This window comes from Paenibacillus forsythiae T98, assembly GCF_000520735.1.
GTDB classification, from domain to species: Bacteria; Bacillota; Bacilli; order Paenibacillales; family Paenibacillaceae; genus Paenibacillus_AQ; species Paenibacillus_AQ forsythiae.
On the sequence record NZ_ASSC01000471.1, the window covers coordinates 1 to 1,438 of the forward strand.

Here is a 1,438-nt window from a genome sequence, read left to right on the forward strand (position 1 = left end):
CACAGCTCTTTATACCTTTTTCTGAAATATGATGGCGATGAGCAGGCTTTCTGCCAAGTTTATGACGTCAGCCCCGAAGACTGTGCCCTTCATGGGGGCTGCTTCCCGATAAAACTGCGGAATACCAAGGTGGTAGGCACAGTGGCGGTGACCGGCCTGACTGCCGAGGAGAATCATTTGCTGTGCTTACAAGCGCTTTCCTTCATTAAGCGGCGGCAGAGCGAAGGAGAGATTCCCGTCTTGTGAGGGGGGATCTGCCATCAGTTTAAGCAGCCGGCTGTTCCGCAATCGGATCGCGGCTGTTTTTTTTGCATGGGCCGGGTGAGGGGCTGGTGTCAATCTGTTGATCCAAAGCGGGGCGATAGCGTATAAAGAGATGTGGGTCTTTTTCCGGTTATACATATGCAGTCAGCGGGAAGGAATGAAGTTCCTGGGACCTGAGACGGTTTTTCTTTGCTATAATGGTGCAAGACGGAAAGGAGCGAGCTATGAAAGTATTGATACTGGCGGAGAAGCCATCGGTGGCGCGCGAGATTGCGCGGGTGATGGGCTGCCGCGAGAAGCAGAAGAGTTATATGGAAGGACCGGGGTATATTGTGACCTGGGCGCTCGGTCATTTGGTAGGGCTGGCGGAGCCCGAGGATTATGATCATAAATTTGCGACATGGGCGCTGGAGGATCTGCCGATTCTGCCTGAGCGGATGAAGCTGAAGGTGCTGCGGGAGACGGGCGGACAGTTCAAGGCGGTTCAGCATCTGATGAAGCGCCAGGATGTGGGCGAACTCATTATCGCTACCGATGCCGCGCGGGAAGGGGAGCTGTTGGCTCGTTGGATTATGACTATGGCTCAGTGGAAAAAGCCGTTCCGGCGGCTGTGGATCTCTTCCCAGACGGACAAGGCAATCAAGGAAGGCTTTGCGTCGCTTAAGCCGGGCCGGGAGTTCGACCGGCTGTACGAGTCGGCCCGCTGCCGCGCCGAGGCCGACTGGATGGTCGGCCTCAATGTGACTCGGGCGCTGACCACCAAGTTCGGCGCGCCGCTCTCGGCGGGGCGCGTGCAAACGCCGACGCTTGGCATGATCATGGATCGGGAGCGGGAAATTATGAATTTCCGGTCGCAGGAATTCGACACGCTGGCGGCTGATTTTGGAAGCTTCCAGGCGCAGTGGAGAGCAAATAGCGGAGACGGACGGATTTTTGAAAAGGATCGGGGAGCTGAGCTTGCCAAGCGGCTTGAGGGACAGAAGGGCACGCTGACCAAGGTCCAAAAGAGCGAGAAGAGCGAGCCGCATCCGCTCGCTTACGATTTGACGGAGCTGCAGCGGGATGCAAACCGCAAATTCGGCTTCTCGGCGAAGCAGACGTCAAGCCTGCTTCAGCGGCTGTATGAGCAGCACAAGCTAGTCACGTATCCCCGGACGGACAGCCGGTATTTGAC

2 protein-coding genes are annotated in these 1,438 nt (G+C 56.9%); both read left to right on the plus strand.

The window, feature by feature from the left end; genetic code table 11:
• Positions 1 to 246 (plus strand): heme-binding protein (locus L692_RS0115040; RefSeq protein ID WP_025700988.1); only part of this gene is annotated, 246 nt, incomplete at its 5' end.
• Between the two features lie 242 nt (positions 247 to 488).
• On the plus strand, positions 489 to 1,438 hold a 950-nt coding region (locus tag L692_RS0115045), incomplete at its 3' end, for a DNA topoisomerase (protein ID WP_025700989.1).